We start from the raw sequence: 14,729 nt of genomic DNA, 5'->3' as shown, positions 1-14,729 counted from the left end.
CATTAGCTTCAATCGATATTTCGTCTGCCATCAGATGAATGTCTTGCTGCCCGCGTCTTCTGACTTTGATCTGCTCTCCAGCCAGATATTCCACTGGCGACTGATAGCCAAGTGTTGAATGCTGGCGGGTTCAAGTATAAAAGACTTCAATATATTAGAAACTGGCAGCCCTCATTCAGCATGGGTTTCATAACGCTTGCCATGATAGCATTCGTTCTAAAAACCGTTAAACCAGCTCTCGGTTGGCGCATTGTTCCAACAATTTCCTTTGCGGCTCATCGAACATGTCATGCCGAATTGCTTGAGCTTGTCCTGAAAAACATGGCTCGCACTGACTGCCACGATCCAAATGGACAATCTGACCCGCAGGTAGATTTCTCTAAGCAAGCGCCATTTATAATGGTGCTCAGACCAGTTTTGCCGACATACCGGGGGCCAACGACCAGCCAACTACTTTGCGCGAGTAAAGATTCAAGAGCCCCGACAGATAAAGCCATCCGCTGCGCGTGCGAATATAGGTGATGTCGCTGCCCCGGGCCGCGTTCGGCTGTCCGGAATGGACGGCGCGATTGAGAATATTCTCCACCATCGACAAATCATGCTTGCTTTCTGAGGTGTAAATGAACTTACGCTTCCAGACAGTTTGCAGACTATAGTGTTTCTCATCAGGCGACGTACTTGGTAGCGGACTGCGCGCATCTCTTGCAGCTCCAGGCTGGCTTACAAGCGTCGACAGCCATAGGTCTTGCCGCTGGCCATAAAGGCCGCTTGCAAATGGAGACTGGTGGCGCACACCGTTGCCAGGAGCGCTTGACGTTGTTGCGCCGTTTAGTAGCCGATACGGGTAATGTCCAATGCCCGGCATTCCTGACTGACTGTAACGGCCTCTTTTTGTAACTACTGAACTAGGCGATAGTTCATTTCAGTTCGCAGACAAAGCAAAGAAGACCGACGCTTTTTTTAAGATTTCTAGTCTAAGCGGATTTCCCGTTTTTTTGCTTCCAGCTTACTCAACCTGATCTGGTAACTTGAAGCCGGCGTCAAATGTTCTGCGTTTCTTGATCATACGGTTTTCCTCTATAGGTAAATTATTCACCTATTTCGGTGTCAGGGTATATTAGACCACTACACTTTCTATTGTTGCTGTTCAACACGGAGCCAAATACAAGCGGATTAACCGGGTAGAAACACAATACCGTACGCGCCCGGCGCTGCGCTAAGAGTCAAGGGCAAGGAAAGGTTTCATTCCACTCCCCTACCAAAAGTCGATTAATGATTTGGCGACAGGTTACACTGCAACTCCCTGGCATCCTGATGGCTGCGCAAGGTTCAGTCACGCACTCTTCTTTTTGGCTGACGAAGTCTTGTCTTTTTTATGTACGCGAATTTTCTTGTTGTCTTCAGAGTATTCGTAAGAGTAGATACGAGCTTTTTCAGCGACGGTATCATTTTTCAGTTTATCCAAAGCGCTGCAAATACCTTGTTTAAAGTTGTGTTTCGTTCCTGTATATCCAGCAAGTTCTTGGAGATAATCAAAACTATACTCATAATTTCTGTCAGAGTGGCTAGCATAAAAATTGGCAGTCCACCCCAAAAGCCCACGATATGAGGCTGTTTTCATATCGACAGCGGTCCAAGCACCAACACCAAACAATTCAGCAATATTTTCGCTAACTTGAATGCACAATTCATCACTGCCCTTGCGTTCCTCGTCGTTATCACCGAACTTTACTTCCAGCATTGAACCGCTGAAGTTCCAATGATCATGTCTCACACTCAGCCTTACACATTGAAGACGAAGCAAGCTTGCAAGAATGGATTTGTGGGGATTGACACCATAGCTGACACCCGTCCTCTTGCAGAACTCGTAGAAAGTGGTCCTGACGAAATCGTTAGACCCCACCGCAGCCAGAGGGCGCTCGCGGTAGTAGTCGAGGCAAGTTGAAAACACTTGGCGGTCTTTTTGACACAAGTGAGCGCCAGTCAGAACGATGCTAATGTTCCCGAGAGATGCCAATTTTACTTCAGTGCAAGATTTATTTATTTCGCGGACACCAGACGAATCTTTCCTTTGCTGCACTCCATCTTCTGTTGAAAAAAGAGCAGATCGCAAGAATGAACTAGGAATACCACGGCACCCTTCACTCCAGAGCGGGAGGTAGACAGCACTTCCCTGCTTGACGGCTTGAGTTATTCGAGCATTGTTCACTTCATTACGAGTGGCATTTTTAGGCAAATTCAAAATCGCCGGCTTTTTATTTTTATCTTTCTTCCTTTTTTCGCTTTCGATGTTTTCTTCGACAAGTAAAATTAGGCTTTCGAGCCTGTCTTGACTTAAAGGAGTGCCATAAATATAACTGGTATTAACAGATCCTGTAACCCTCCCGTAAAATCAAGCCATGCATAACTAGAGTTCTTGAGGCAAACTTATATGCCAAGGGAGAACAGAAATGCGTAAGAGCAGATTTACAGAGACACAGATCATAGCGCACTTGGAAGCTGGCGGCCAATCAGTTTGCCATCATGTTTGGCGAACGCTTCACCAACGCGATTAACTAAAACCCGGCCCCGCACACACAGAATTTCTTACACGTCCCATCGACCTGCAACTGTGTATTGTCTTTGGTGATACACACTTGCGGTGGCACATCCAGCGGGATTTCTTTGAGTACGTGTTTATACGCAATGCGATCAATGAAAGGCACGACGATATTCAGCCCCGGCCCCAGCGTAGTGTGATATTTACCCAAACGTTCGACCACCCATGCGTGCTGCTGGGGCACAACATTAATTGTTTTGATCACAAACACAATCGCCAGCACCAACAGCACCAGAGCTACGCTACCTATTTCCATAGAGTCACCTTATTTTTATTAAAAATTCACTAAAAAAGTCTGTAATTTCTGCACTGCTTACGCAGGCTTCACTATCAGACGACTACCCTGCACTTCGTCAATCACATACATCCCAGGATAACCAGCAGAGTGCTGCAACTCCACATCCCACATTGCACCACGATACATCGCGCGCGCTGTGTACTTGCCATTTCCCTGATCCTGCCAGTCCTGCACCTGCAATGTCTGGCCAATATCCATATTCACGTTCGGATCGTGCGCAGCATTCTTGTTTCCTTTCCAGCCGTATTTGCTGTTGTGTAATGCCAGTGTCGCCAGGCTGCCTACCAGCGCAGCGATTATCATCTGCGATGACGTTGACAGTGTGAAAACAGCAGCAATTGCACCTGCTGCCAGCCCGACAGAAATCATCAGCAGATAAAAAGTGCCGGTAAATAATTCAAGTATGACGACCAGTCCGGCAATGACGGCCCACATCATCCATGGATTCATTTTTTCTTATCTCCTTTTTTATTCGAAAGTGATTGCTGTTCTGTTAAGGCATTGCATTGTGATTTAATACAATAAAAGAAACATCGGTAATATACATGATAATTTACCCATAAAAAAAAGCCCTTGCAGGCAGACGATGGCAAGGGCTTTTTTAAAGATCAGTGCGAAGTTGATTCATTGTATTTATCCAGCCTGTGATGCATCAGGGTTCAGTCAAAGACAAACAAAGGGCAACACGAAAAAACGCGAGAGAACATCACTGTTCATCTCGCGTTTCAGCAACGAAAATCAGAAAAATTTACTTGGTCACCGCTGCCAGTTTTTGCCAGGTATCAACGACGGAATCCGGATTCAGAGAAATCGACTCTATGCCTTCTTTCATGAGCCATTCAGCGAAATCCGGATGATCGGATGGTCCCTGACCACAAATACCCACATACTTATTCAGCTTACGGCAGGCTGCAATCGCTTTCGACAGCAAAGCACGGACAGCAAGATCGCGTTCATCGAAATCCGCTGCCAGTAACTCAAGACCGGAATCGCGATCCAGACCCAGTGTGAGTTGAGTCAGATCATTCGAACCGACAGAGAAGCCGTCAAAGAATTCAAGGAATTCTTCTGCCAGAATCGCATTGGAAGGGACTTCACACATCATGATCAGACGTAAGCCATTTTCACCACGTTTCAGTCCGTTTTTCGCAAGCAGATTCACGACTTTCTCTGCCTGCCCCAGCGTCCGTACAAATGGCACCATGATTTCGACATTAGTCAGCCCCATATCATTGCGCACACGCTTCATTGCCTGACATTCCATCTCGAATGATTCATGGAAGTCGGAAGCCAGATAACGCGCAGCACCGCGGAAACCTAACATTGGATTTTCTTCATCAGGTTCGTAGCGAGAGCCACCAATCAGCTTTTTGTACTCATTGGATTTGAAGTCGGACAAGCGAACGATGACTTTTTTCGGCCAGAATGCGGCCGCAATGGTTGCAACACCTTCTGCCAGTTTATCGACATAAAACGCTCTTGGCGATGCGTGACCGCGCGCCACAGATTCAACGGCTTTTTTCAAATCAGCGTCAATATTCGGATATTCCAGAATCGCTTTCGGATGGACACCGATATTATTGTTAATGATGAATTCCAGACGAGCCAGACCAACACCATCATTCGGCACCGACTGGAAATCAAACGCCAGCTGCGGGTTACCGACATTGAGCATGATTTTCAACGGCAGTTTAGGCAGATCGCCACGCAATTCTTCCGTTACTTCAGTTTCCAGTAAGCCGTCATAGATCTTACCTTCGTCACCTTCTGCGCAGGATACCGTGACTAATGTACCGTCTTTCAGTACATCGGTCGCGTGACCGCAACCAACCACCGCTGGTACGCCCAGTTCGCGAGCAATAATCGCCGCATGGCAGGTACGACCACCACGATTCGTCACAATTGCAGAAGCGCGTTTCATGACCGGTTCCCAGTTAGGATCAGTCATATCCGCAACCAGAACATCGCCCGGCTGTACGCGTTCCATTTCAGAAGGATCATGAATCACGCGCACACGACCCGCGCCGATTTTCTGACCAATCGCACGACCGGACGTCAGTACAGTACCTGTGCCTTTGAGTTTGAAACGCTGCTGCGCATCGCTCGCGTTTTGCTGCGATTTGACTGTCTCAGGGCGTGCCTGCAGGATATACAACTTACCGTCACGACCATCTTTGCCCCATTCGATATCCATAGGACGGCCGTAATGTTTCTCGATAATCACCGCATACTTCGCCAGTTCAACGACTTCGGTATCGTTCAATGAATAACGATTACGCATTTCGACAGGAACATCCACAGTCTTGACCGAGCGACCTGCTTTGGCTTCGCCGGTGAACTCCATTTTGATCAGCTTGGAACCGATATTGCGGCGGATCACCGGCAACTTACCTTGCTCCAACATTGGTTTGTGCACATAGAATTCATCCGGATTCACGGCCCCCTGCACCACGGTCTCACCCAAGCCATAGCTAGAGGTGATGAATACCACATCTTCAAAACCAGATTCGGTATCGATCGTAAACATCACGCCAGAAGCACCAAGATCGGAACGAACCATGCGCTGCACACCTGCCGACAGCGCAACCTCTGCATGTGTGAAACCTTTATGGACACGGTAGGAAATCGCGCGGTCATTGTACAAGGAGGCAAATACATGTTTCATCGCTTCCAGCACATTATCGATACCGACCACATTCAGGAAAGTCTCTTGCTGACCGGCGAAAGAAGCATCCGGCAAATCTTCCGCTGTCGCGGAAGAACGCACAGCGAAAGACATTTCTGCAGTCGAATCAGCAACCAGACGGTTGTAAAATTCTTCTATCTCTTTTTGCAAACGTGGCTGAAAAGGCGTTTCCGTAATCCATTGACGAATCTCTGCACCCGCTTTTGCCAGTTCTTTCACATCATCAATATCGAGATGTTCAAGACGGTCAGCGATACGTTCTCCGAGCGAGCGCCCGCCATCGACTGAATAAGATAAAAAATCACGAAACGCTTGCGCTGTGGTCGCAAAACCACCCGGAACCCGGACACCTGCAGAAGCCAGCTGGCTGATCATTTCGCCTAAAGATGCATTTTTTCCGCCGACGGATTCGACATCCGTCATTCGTAAATGCTCAAACGAAGCAACGTAAGTTGCCTCGGTATTTGCTGCGTTGGACATAACAACCTCTTTTGATGGTAAGAAATCCTTGCTAAGTACTGCTTCGTCGCTGGGCAGATTTTTGTTATTCTTGGGGCTAGCGGCTTTTCATATCCTGTTAACGCATTTTACATTGTGTCTCGCAAAATTGAGCGGTATGGCGAAATAAATTGCCTACTTTTTTGTTCGATCCTTATGTCCAAATTTTACTAAAACTACCAAGATCACCCCTATGCCTGATTTCTCCAACCCGAATTTACCACCGGCAAACCGCACTGTTTACTTCATTTCCGACGGAACAGGAATTACCGCCGAAGCATTCGGGCATTCTGTTTTAACCCAGTTTGACCTCAAATTTCGTCAGATCCGCCTGCCATTCGTTGACAGTGTTGATAAAGCGCATGATGCAGTACGCCGGATCAATGATGCATACACACTGGATGGCAATCGGCCTATCGTATTTTCCACGCTGGTCAAAAAGGAACTTGCCAACATCATATTTAAATCCAAAGGTTTACATATGGATTTAATTCAAACCTTTGTTTCCCCTCTGGAGCAGGAATTAGGGGTGAAATCCACGCATACGATAGGCCGCAGCCATAACATTACAGACTCGGAAGAATACAAGAATCGCATAGAAGCGATTAATTTTTCACTCACCCACGACGATGGTCAATCACACAAAAACCTGGCCGCTGCCGATGTGATTCTGGTCGGTGTGTCACGTTCGGGTAAGACGCCGACCAGTTTATATCTGGCGATGCAGTACGGTATCAAGGCTGCAAATTACCCTCTGATACCCGATGACTTTGAACGAGGGAAAATGCCTGGTGCGCTTCCGGAATTCCGTCATAAATTATTCGGACTCAGTATCTCTCCTGAACGACTGTCTGAAATTCGGAATGAGCGCAGGCCAGGAAGTAAATATGCGTCGCTGGAAAATTGCCGCTACGAAGTCAACGAAGCTGAAGCGATGATGAAACGCGAAGGCATACGCTGGCTTTCTTCAACAACCAAGTCTATTGAAGAAATCTCGACGACTATTTTGCAGGAAATTAAAGGGGATAATAAATTGTATTAATGACTCGTGGGATCGCCCCCGGTCGTATGTCTGCAATGTCCCGACTGTCAGCTGGGACATTTATATCAGCGGAAAGATTGTTGGCGTACCTGCTCAAAAAAACAGACAGCAGCACTCGCGGCAACGTTTAATGACTCGATGGCGGCTTGCTGTGGAATGGTGACAGTCATGTCTGCCAGAGCCATCAGGCTATCGGAAACACCCTGCCCCTCATGTCCGAACAACCAGATCAGCGGTTGCGCAAGGTCTGCCTGATAAATCGTGGTTTCTGTATGCGAACTCGTGCCAAGAACAGGAATAGCAGTATTTCTCAAAACTGCATTGAGATCGACATTTTCAAAAATATTTAATAAAAAATGTGCCCCCATACCTGCACGCATCACTTTCGGCGACCATGCAAATACAGTGCCGGAACTACAAAAAATATTTTTAATTCCGGCAGCAGCGGCACTCCGTAAAATCGACCCCATATTTCCCGGGTCTTGCAAACCATCAAGCGCAACTGAATTCTCCTGAATGAGCGCTGGCAACACTGGGCTCGGCGTACTAATAATGAACATAATCCCGACCCCATGTTCAACCTGACTGATCGCCTGATATAGATTAGCCGGCAAACTGATGCACTGAATGTGCGCTGATTCGCACGCTTCAAGTAATTGATACACTTCGGGGTCGCCTAATGCTGCCTCAGAAACGATACACAACTCAGGCGCGCCAAGATGCTGTTTGTAGGCTTCACACAGATGTACGCCGTCAAGCAAAGTACGCCCGGCTTTGCGTCTGACCTGAGAACTGGTCGCTAATAATTTCAATTCTTTATACAGAGAATTTTCGCGCGAAGTAATTTGTTTCATTTCAATAAAGCCTTCACAGGCGCATAGGATTTACGGTGAATCGGTGCAACACCATGTTCTCGTAATCGTTCAAGATGTAATGCGGTCGGGTAACCTTTATGCTGATCCAGCGCATACTGTGGGTAAGCCAGATGCAATTGGTACAGAACATGATCGCGCGCCGTCTTTGCAAGTATCGAGGCCGCAGAAATTGCAGCCACCTTATCGTCGCCCTTCACGATCGCCTCGGATCTGACTGGCATTACGGGGCAACGGTTACCGTCAATGAGCGCAAGTGTCGGTGTGATGGCCAGACCTTCAACCGCACGGCGCATGGCAAGCATGGTTGCCTGCAAAATATTTAAATCATCAATTTCCTGCACCGAGCATTCGGCGACTGACCACGCCAGCGCATATTTTTTGATTTCTTCAGCGAGCGCATCCCGCCTTGTCTCGCTGAGCTTTTTCGAGTCACGTAAACCTTCAATCGGATGATCGGGATCGAGAATCACTGCAGCCGCCGTAACGGGACCAGCCAACGGCCCTCGCCCTGCTTCATCGACTCCGCATATCAACTCACCGTCATATACAAACAAATCTAAACTTTCTTGCATATCAAGCCTGAAAAAATGCCCCTAAAGCATTCCGGTCTAAAAAGTAATGACAAATCTCTTGTGCCGGATGACCATCTTTTTTACCAATCAATACCGGCACCAACTCATCATACAACGCAAGCAATTCCGCATCGGCATCCACATCAATGACTTCAACAGTAAACGGGGATGCCGCAGGGTATGCCTGCAATTGCTCCAGCATGTCATCACAAAGATGGCAGTAACTCCGTGAATACAATGTGAAAGCGATCATAAATTCAGGACATAAATAAGGTAGCGCATTATAAGTCCAGTACCGTGCAAACCATAAAAACACGGTCTATTTTTATAAAAAAAGCTGCTCGTTTAAGAGAGCAGCTTTTTTTGACTGACCGGTTTTAAGCGGCTGGATTACTTCACTTGTGGCTTAATAGGGATGAACTGCGAGATATTTTCACGACGAACCAGAACAACAGCGGTTTTTTTATTGTCCAGTTTTGCCACCATGCTGGCGAATTGTTTTGCATCTTTCACGTCAACATTGTTCAACGTCAGAATAATATCTCCCTGCATCAGACCAGCCGCGGCCGCAGCGCCCTCCGCCGCTTCGATCACAACGCCACCCGCAGGCAATTCTTTTTTCTGAGCATCACTCAAATCACCAACGGCGAGTCCAAGGAAATTGATTTGCTCTTTCTTCGCTTTTTTATCAGCTTTCTGAGCAACTTTATCCTGCTCCATTTCAGCAACAGTGATTGTCATTTCCCGAATTGCGCCTTTTCTCCAGACGGTCATTGTCGCTTTCGAACCTGGTTTCGTCGAGCCTACAATACGTGGCAGATCAGTGGATTTTTCTATCGATTGTCCATTGAATTTCAAAATCACATCGCCGTCCTGCAATCCTGCTTTTTCAGCGGGTGTCCCAGATTCGATTCTGACCACAAGAGCACCCTGTGCTTTCTGCAAGCCGATGGAATCGGCCACATCTTTAGAAACTTCACCTATCTGCACACCGATGCGGCCACGGGTGACTTTGCCACTGCCTTTCAACTGATCAGCGACGCGCATTGCCTCATCAATCGGAATCGCAAACGAGATCCCCATGTAACCGCCGGAACGGCTGTAAATCTGTGAATTGATACCAACAACCTCGCCGCGCATATTAATCAGCGGACCACCTGAGTTACCGGGATTCACTGCAACGTCGGTCTGGATTAATGGTAGGTAATCGCCAGTGTCCCTAGCCTTTGCCGAAATAATGCCAGCAGTTACTGTATTGTCCAGGTCAAAAGGAGAACCGATGGCAATGACCCATTCACCCGCTTTGATTTTGTCCGAATCGCCGATCGTCAGTTTCGGCAACTTCGTTCCTTCAATTTTCAATACGGCGACGTCGGTACGCTTATCGCTGCCAATGACTTTTGCCTTGAATTCACGCTTATCTGTCAATTTAACGTAGACATCGGTAGCACCGTCAATCACATGCGCATTCGTCAGTATGTAACCGTCCTGAGAAATGATAAAGCCGGAGCCAACGCCGCGAGGAACTTCCTCCTCCTGCTGAGGAGCGTGTTTACGTCCTCGTGGTACCGGTGCCTGTTTTGGAATTGGCATACCAAAGAAGCGGCGGAAGAATTCCTGCATCTGCTCATCCTCAATTCCATTCATGCCCTGAGCCTGTTGCAGCTTTTCGGTTGTACGGATATTGACGACTGCAGGTCCGGTCTTTTCGACTAATTCAGTGAAATCAGGTAAACCTGTGACTGCAGGAGCTGCCTGTGCGACAGGCAAAGCATTCACCGCTGCTGGCGCCACAAAACCCACGCAGGCACTGAGCGCTATCGTGGTAATCATTTTTTCTAAGGGAAAAAGTTTTTTCGTTTTCATGGGTCACTCACTTACTTAAGTTATCACTCAGGTTATCACTTAGATTTTTACTTAGACTTAAACTCAATCGAATTCATCACTTTTTGAATCGCTGCCACAGGAACTTCACCAACGACAGTCAGCCAGTACGCTCCCTGCCGCTTTCCCATGATCGTCATTGCACCCTGCTGTAAACTACCTTCAGTACGGTTCTCACTATCAGGCTCGATAAATACGGAAATCGCTGCCAGGCCATCAGAAAATATCATTTGTATGACCTGATGCGAGACGCCTGACTTCCCCCCCGCCGACGCAGGAGGGGCAGGTATCACCCGCTTCATTTCTTTGATTTTCCGGAATCCTGCCGGTAGTGATCTGACGCTCCAGCCGGAATCGATATTGGATTGCACCGTTAAGTTTTCAATATGCCAGCGTGAGATATTTTGAAAACTGGGCTTTAATTTATTTTTATCAATGTCGTTCAGCTTCAACTCTGTAAAAGCAATCTGCTCAATCACTTCATTTTTGGAGTTCACAGTCTGAGCACGCAACAATAATCCGGTCTGCTTTTCGGCACAAAGACGATATCCGTAACGATAAGCATCTTTCGGCTGCAATAAATAAGTCTGACATACCAGTCCTGCAACGCGGTTCAGATCAGCCTTTTTTATGGAGTAGTTCTCAGGTAATGAGTATGCATTCTGAGTCAGCAAGGCAGGGAAAACCTCTTGTGTGACGTTTTTTTCAATCTGAATTGTTTTGCTGTCTGGCAGATAACAGGATACCTCGTCACCTTTACGGATATATTCCCGCGGCTTGCCATCCAGGATTTCCAGCTTTTCCAGCTCCCCCTGCTGATCCACATAATGTGTGATCTTGGAGGTTCTGATCTGACTCGCTTGCTGGTAGACAAATGTACCTGAATAATTCAGATTCTGAGCTGAGTCTTGAATTTTCTTTAATACTTCCTGTGCAGCCTTCTGATCCTCTGTCAGCGACGGCGATGCCGCATAACCCGAGCGGCCAATGACACACAGACTTAATAGTAAAACTGCACTTCGGAAACGATAAAACAACATAATCCTTACTTCTCCGCTGGGCTGGAAACTGCGTTTGCCCGTGTTACGTACTGTGTGCCCGCACTGATCGCCGGAGAAAACTTCTGATGTGCAATCAGATAACTATCAATTCTCGGGTCACGCAACATTTCTATCTGCGTCCCTTGGGGTTCGTTCACTGATTTCGGGAGATCCGCCGACGGTCCGATTTGCGCACCATTTTGCGCCTGTGCTGGCAGATCGGCAGTGACTGATGCTGATGCCAGTTGCAGTTTATTTGCTGATACCGGCGCGGCCGCCCCAGACATTTGCACTGTCTGCATCTGCGTCTGATTTAACTGCAGCCACTGCGGCAAAAATACGAAGGCAAACAACGCGGCGACAGCTGCGGTTGCAACGGACATATACGAACGCAGATACTGCGGTTTATCCGACTCTTTCGCTTCATTCCTGACGTGCATTTTCGGCATCAGAATAACAGGTTCACTGGCAAAACGAGCAGCAAAACGCTGATTAAAATCGGTGCTTAACGGAGTAGCAAGATCATCTGAGCGCAGGACATCACCTATCCGGTGATAAAGTTCCCATGTATCTTTGCTTTCAGTCGAATCCAGATCGGCAAATATTGCATCCAGAGCGGCATTATCTATCTCGCCATCAAGCAATGCTGATATGTTTTCGTTTTTACTGGTTTCAGTCATCATAGTTCTACTTAAGTCACGCCTGTTCAATTCATTTTCTGCTATCAGATCACCAACGCTGATCCAGATTGGTTCCCAAAATCGGCCTCAACCGTTCCGCAATTGCCTCGCGTGCACGGAATATTCTGCTACGCACAGTGCCAATCGGGCACAACATGACATCGGCAATTTCATCGTAACTCAATCCCTCGATCTCTCTTAAGGTAATCGCATTTCTCAATTCTTCCGGCAAAGAAGACATCGCAGCATTCACCGTTTCTGCAATCTGTTTACTTGCCAACAATGATTCCGGCGTATTGATATCTCTTAGTCCGTCAGCATCAACAAAAGTTTCAGCCTCATCGACATCGGCATCGGTTGAGGTCGGTGCCCTGCGCCCCTGCGTAACCAGGTAATTTTTTGCAGTGTTGATACCGATACGGTAAAGCCATGTATAGAAGGCCGAATCGCCTCTGAAATTGGGTAAAGCCCGATAAGCTTTTATAAATGCCTCCTGCACGACATCTTCAGCCTCAGCCTGATCATAGATGAGACGAGACACGAGCCGCATTAGTTTCCGTTGATATTTGGAAACCAGAAGCTCAAATGCCTTTTTATCTCCACGCTGCACGCGTTCAACCAATATCTGGTCTATCTCGCGCTCTGTCGTCACTCAGTCATCCTGTTTTTTAATTAATCTTATTTTTAGTTTAATCTGTACTGCTGCAACCAGCATAAATATCCGGCAATAAGAGTATCAGCCCTGATTAAAAGTTCCCCACCCGGCTATTATTGTCAGCACTACGCTTAGTCTGATGTCTGATTATCCATATCAGAGCCACCCGCAACCGATGAAAGGCTAATGGGTCAAGAGAATCAGGCAAGACGAGAATGCGGTAAATTCTGCCACTATCAAAAACAAAACTTAATGCCATCACATGCTGCCAAATGATGCAACTCCGGTGTAATTTAACACGTGCAGAGGTATCGCCGAGTCCCATCATGCCAAGTTTAATTTCGCCGGTTTTTGATATATTCAGATCGACAATCGGTATTTTCGAGATCACCATAATCAGCGAAAGACTGCTCATCACTGCAAAACCGAGCAGCGCAGATAAAAGGTAGGCAAACGATAATTCTCTGTTTGACAGAAATATATACCAGCCTGTGTTTGCCAGTATCACCATCATGCCAAGCAAATATCTCAGCCATATCGATGGTTTAATGGTTACTCTGAGAGATATCGTCATATAAATAAAAAAGGCACTTCATTTCAAAGAAACAAAGTGCCTTTTTTTAATTTGCTGATGAATTATATTTTTGCGAAAATCAGAGTTCCGTTTGTGCCGCCAAAACCAAACGAATTCTTCATCGCATAATCAATTTTCATGTCCCTTGCTACATTTGCACAGTAGTCGAGGTCACACTCAGGATCCTGATTGAAAATATTAATTGTTGGCGGTGACACCTGATGATGCAGTGCCAATACTGTAAATACAGACTCGATACCACCGGCGCCACCGAGCAAGTGCCCGGTCATCGATTTAGTGGAGTTCACCGTCAATTTATATGCGTGATCTGCAAAAGTCGCCTTAATCGCGTCCGTCTCGTTTTTATCACCTAACGGAGTTGATGTTCCATGCGCATTCAGATAATCAATCTGATCCGCATTGATACCCGCATTTTTCATCGCGTTAACCATACTGCGACGTGGTCCGTCCATGCTAGGCGAAGTAATGTGATAAGCATCACCGCTCATGCCGAAACCAACAACCTCAGCATAAATTTTTGCACCGCGCGCCTTTGCATGCTCATATTCTTCCAGCATCATGACACCGGCACCCTCGCCGAGCACAAAGCCATCACGGTCTTTGTCCCACGGACGCGAAGCAGTAGCCGGATCATCGTTTCGGGAAGATAAAGCACGGGCTGACGCAAAGCCACCCAGACCCAAAGGAGAAATCGTTGACTCTGCACCACCAGCAATCATGGCGTCAGCATCACCATATTCAATCATACGTGCCGCCTGGCCTATGCAATGCAGACCGGTTGTACACGCTGTAACTATCGCCAGATTTGGCCCTTTCAAGCCATATTTGATCGACAAGTTACCTGAAATCATATTGATAATCGATGCCGGCACAAAGAATGGACTGATGCGGCGAGGGCCGCGTTCCATTAAGGTTTCTTTTGTTGTTTCGATCAGCGGCAAACCACCAATACCAGAACCGACGATCACACCGATACGCTCGGCATTCTCTTCGGTAACAACGATTCCGCTGTCCTGAAACGCCTGCATCCCCGCGGCAATGCCGAAATGGATGAAAGTATCCATGTTACGAGCTTCTTTTGCCGGAACATAATCCTCGACATTGAAGTCCTTCACTTCTCCAGCAAAATGCGTGGAAAAGGGAGTTGCATCAAATTTGGTGATCGTAGCGATACCAGATTTGCCGGCTTTTGCAGCATCCCACGCTGTAGCAATCGAATTGCCAATAGGCGAGATACATCCAAGTCCGGTTACAACGACACGACGTTTAAGCGTACGACTCAAGCGCTTCTCCTGGATTTAAAAA

At 47.2% G+C, this 14,729-nt stretch carries 14 protein-coding genes and 1 pseudogene; 1 reads left to right on the top strand and 14 read right to left on the bottom strand.

Annotated features, from left to right (window positions below; translation table 11 throughout):
* Positions 1-406: 406 nt before the first annotated feature.
* From ACOTSW_RS07140 to ppsA, 5 genes and pseudogenes are all read right to left on the bottom strand, one after another.
* Positions 407-793, bottom strand: a complete 387-nt coding sequence (locus ACOTSW_RS07140; RefSeq protein ID WP_423681861.1) for a hypothetical protein — start codon at positions 791-793, stop codon at positions 407-409.
* 540 nt (positions 794-1,333) lie between these two features.
* The gene (locus ACOTSW_RS07135) at positions 1,334-2,242 is read right to left on the bottom strand and encodes a hypothetical protein (protein WP_423681860.1); all 909 of its coding nucleotides are present in this window, start codon (positions 2,240-2,242) and stop codon (positions 1,334-1,336) included.
* 352 nt (positions 2,243-2,594) lie between these two features.
* Positions 2,595-2,855, bottom strand: a pseudogene (locus ACOTSW_RS07130) (SPFH domain-containing protein); the annotation flags it as partial.
* A gap of 57 nt (positions 2,856-2,912) precedes the next feature.
* Positions 2,913-3,347 (bottom strand): NfeD family protein, encoded by a 435-nt coding sequence (locus ACOTSW_RS07125; RefSeq protein ID WP_423681858.1) that lies wholly within the window; start codon positions 3,345-3,347, stop codon positions 2,913-2,915.
* A gap of 298 nt (positions 3,348-3,645) precedes the next feature.
* Positions 3,646-6,063: a phosphoenolpyruvate synthase gene (ppsA, locus tag ACOTSW_RS07120; RefSeq protein ID WP_423681857.1), complete on the bottom strand. Its 2,418-nt coding sequence runs from the start codon at positions 6,061-6,063 to the stop codon at positions 3,646-3,648.
* Positions 6,064-6,274: 211 nt separating this feature from the next.
* Between ppsA and ppsR the strand changes: the two genes are divergently transcribed.
* Positions 6,275-7,123 (top strand): posphoenolpyruvate synthetase regulatory kinase/phosphorylase PpsR, encoded by an 849-nt coding sequence (ppsR, locus tag ACOTSW_RS07115; RefSeq protein WP_423681856.1) that lies wholly within the window; start codon positions 6,275-6,277, stop codon positions 7,121-7,123.
* Between the two features lie 65 nt (positions 7,124-7,188).
* Here ppsR and ACOTSW_RS07110 read toward each other — a convergent pair whose 3' ends face one another.
* The 9 genes from ACOTSW_RS07110 to fabF all read right to left on the bottom strand — a co-directional run bounded on the left by ACOTSW_RS07110 (position 7,189) and on the right by fabF (position 14,707).
* Positions 7,189-7,977: a TrmH family RNA methyltransferase gene (locus ACOTSW_RS07110; RefSeq protein ID WP_423681855.1), complete on the bottom strand. Its 789-nt coding sequence runs from the start codon at positions 7,975-7,977 to the stop codon at positions 7,189-7,191.
* Positions 7,974-8,570, bottom strand: a complete 597-nt coding sequence (gene rnhB, locus ACOTSW_RS07105) for a ribonuclease HII (protein WP_423681854.1) — start codon at positions 8,568-8,570, stop codon at positions 7,974-7,976. The genes ACOTSW_RS07110 and rnhB overlap by 4 nt, the downstream gene beginning before the upstream one ends.
* 1 nt (position 8,571) lies before the next feature.
* Positions 8,572-8,823, bottom strand: a complete 252-nt coding sequence (locus ACOTSW_RS07100) for a glutaredoxin family protein (RefSeq protein WP_423681853.1) — start codon at positions 8,821-8,823, stop codon at positions 8,572-8,574.
* Positions 8,824-8,960: 137 nt separating this feature from the next.
* A complete protein-coding gene (locus tag ACOTSW_RS07095; RefSeq protein WP_423681851.1) occupies positions 8,961-10,436 on the bottom strand; it encodes a DegQ family serine endoprotease in 1,476 nt (491 codons plus the stop codon).
* Between the two features lie 47 nt (positions 10,437-10,483).
* Positions 10,484-11,494: a MucB/RseB C-terminal domain-containing protein gene (locus tag ACOTSW_RS07090; RefSeq protein WP_423681850.1), complete on the bottom strand. Its 1,011-nt coding sequence runs from the start codon at positions 11,492-11,494 to the stop codon at positions 10,484-10,486.
* A 5-nt stretch (positions 11,495-11,499) separates the two neighbouring features.
* Positions 11,500-12,174 carry a sigma-E factor negative regulatory protein gene (locus ACOTSW_RS07085; protein ID WP_423681849.1) on the bottom strand — a complete coding sequence of 225 codons (675 nt, stop codon included), beginning with the start codon at positions 12,172-12,174 and terminating at the stop codon, positions 11,500-11,502.
* Positions 12,175-12,223: 49 nt separating this feature from the next.
* Positions 12,224-12,826: an RNA polymerase sigma factor RpoE gene (gene rpoE, locus ACOTSW_RS07080; RefSeq protein ID WP_186885374.1), complete on the bottom strand. Its 603-nt coding sequence runs from the start codon at positions 12,824-12,826 to the stop codon at positions 12,224-12,226.
* 94 nt (positions 12,827-12,920) lie between these two features.
* The gene (locus tag ACOTSW_RS07075; protein ID WP_423681848.1) at positions 12,921-13,403 is read right to left on the bottom strand and encodes a hypothetical protein; all 483 of its coding nucleotides are present in this window, start codon (positions 13,401-13,403) and stop codon (positions 12,921-12,923) included.
* A 62-nt stretch (positions 13,404-13,465) separates the two neighbouring features.
* Positions 13,466-14,707 (bottom strand): beta-ketoacyl-ACP synthase II, encoded by a 1,242-nt coding sequence (gene fabF / locus ACOTSW_RS07070; protein WP_423681847.1) that lies wholly within the window; start codon positions 14,705-14,707, stop codon positions 13,466-13,468.
* Positions 14,708-14,729 lie beyond the last annotated feature (22 nt).

Source organism: Undibacterium sp. WLHG33, from assembly GCF_049544815.1.
GTDB lineage: Bacteria > Pseudomonadota > Gammaproteobacteria > Burkholderiales > Burkholderiaceae_D > Undibacterium.
The sequence above is the reverse complement of the archived record's forward strand: the minus strand, read 5'-3'. Positions and strand labels throughout refer to the sequence as shown.

Bases quoted from the DNA above. Each gene is read 5' to 3' on its own strand.
- ACOTSW_RS07125 (WP_423681858.1), bottom strand. From the start codon at position 3,347: ATGAATCCATGGATGATGTGGGCCGTCATTGCCGGACTGGTCGTCATA.
- ppsA (WP_423681857.1), bottom strand. From the start codon at position 6,063: ATGTCCAACGCAGCAAATACCGAGGCAACTTACGTTGCTTCGTTTGAG.
- ppsR (WP_423681856.1), top strand. From the start codon at position 6,275: ATGCCTGATTTCTCCAACCCGAATTTACCACCGGCAAACCGCACTGTT.
- ACOTSW_RS07110 (WP_423681855.1), bottom strand. From the start codon at position 7,977: ATGAAACAAATTACTTCGCGCGAAAATTCTCTGTATAAAGAATTGAAA.
- rnhB (WP_423681854.1), bottom strand. From the start codon at position 8,570: ATGCAAGAAAGTTTAGATTTGTTTGTATATGACGGTGAGTTGATATGC.
- ACOTSW_RS07100 (WP_423681853.1), bottom strand. From the start codon at position 8,823: ATGATCGCTTTCACATTGTATTCACGGAGTTACTGCCATCTTTGTGAT.
- ACOTSW_RS07095 (WP_423681851.1), bottom strand. From the start codon at position 10,436: ATGAAAACGAAAAAACTTTTTCCCTTAGAAAAAATGATTACCACGATA.
- ACOTSW_RS07090 (WP_423681850.1), bottom strand. From the start codon at position 11,494: ATGTTGTTTTATCGTTTCCGAAGTGCAGTTTTACTATTAAGTCTGTGT.
- ACOTSW_RS07085 (WP_423681849.1), bottom strand. From the start codon at position 12,174: ATGACTGAAACCAGTAAAAACGAAAACATATCAGCATTGCTTGATGGC.
- ACOTSW_RS07075 (WP_423681848.1), bottom strand. From the start codon at position 13,403: ATGACGATATCTCTCAGAGTAACCATTAAACCATCGATATGGCTGAGA.